The organism is Pseudomonas sp. 05L36, assembly GCF_056398125.1.
In genome coordinates this window covers 1-1,191 of record NZ_JBFTOU010000079.1, presented here as the reverse complement: position 1 = coordinate 1,191, position 1,191 = coordinate 1, and the positions used below count along the sequence as shown (strand labels likewise).

The window sequence follows — 1,191 nt, the reverse complement described above, 5'->3', positions numbered from 1 at the left end:
GCTCGCTTGTATGCTAGGACTTGAAGGGAGGAGGAGGGACAAAGCTCGATTCTGACTGTTAGCGCAGTACAGATCCGTGGGAGATTTCGCCCCTCCTCCTTTCACCCAAGCGCCGATAAAGAATGCATCTGGCTAGACCGACGATAGGAACAAGCCTGCGCCTCTGGGTGAGCCCTTCAAGTGCTCAAAACCATATCTCGGGGGATGTTCAATGGCAATGCCGGCTTCTGCTATCAAACCAATCGTGGGCGTGGATGTCGCCAAGAATGAATTGATGATCTATCAGGCCGAACTGGATCTGCTTGAGACGCTTCCCAATAACAAGCCAGCCATCAAGAAATGGCTGAAAGCCTTGCCGGCACCGGTCGATGTCGCGATTGAGTCGACCAATATCTATCACCTGGAGTTCGCCGACCTGGCCCATGAGGCCGGTTGCACCATTTACATGGTCGGCGGCTATGAACTGAGTCACTACCGCAAAGGTGTGAAGGTTCGCGCCAAAACGGACGCACTGGATGCAAAGTTGCTCGCTCGTTATCTGAAGAACGAGTATGAAGAGCTCCATCCATGGATTCCGCCATCGCCGCTGTACCGCTGCCTCTTGAGCCTTTTCCGCCGGCGCGCGGCGCTGGTTCAGGCGCGGGTTGGCCTGGTGCAGAGCTGGACAAATGAACCGCTGCTCAAAGCCGCTTTTGCCGAGCAAGTGGCCTCCATGCAGAGGCTTGAAGGGCTGGTTGAGAAAATGATCAACGACCGCCTGAAAGAGGCCGGCTTGCTTGCCCAGTTGAAGCGTTGCATGAAAGTTGAAGGTATTGGTTTTCTGACTGGCGCCCGCTTGATCGCGGCCTTTCAGCGAGGCGATTTCAGAAATGCAGATGCCTTCATCGCGTTTTTAGGGATGGATTTGCGGGTATCACAGTCAGGACAAAAGGACGGTCGTCGCAGCCTGACCAAGCGCGGAGACCCGGAAGCGCGTCGACTGCTGCACAACGCCGCCATGTCGGCCAGCCGCACAGCCGTCTGGAAAGGCTTTTACGCAGAGCAAAGAGCCAAAGGGTTCAGCACCACGCAGGCACTGGTGATCTTGGCCCGCAAACTTGCCCGGATCGTATTTGCACTGCTGAAAGGGCAAGGCGAATACCAACCGAAAGCAGGTTGAGGGGTTCCCCTCAACCATAGAATCTCCCACAG

General features: G+C 55.8%; 1 protein-coding gene. It reads left to right on the top strand.

From position 1 onward, the window contains the following. Positions 1-211: 211 nt before the first annotated feature. On the top strand, positions 212-1,159 hold the full coding sequence (locus tag AC1DKH_RS30310; RefSeq protein WP_477800225.1) for an IS110 family transposase: 948 nt from the start codon (positions 212-214) through the stop codon (positions 1,157-1,159). Positions 1,160-1,191: the final 32 nt, after the last annotated feature.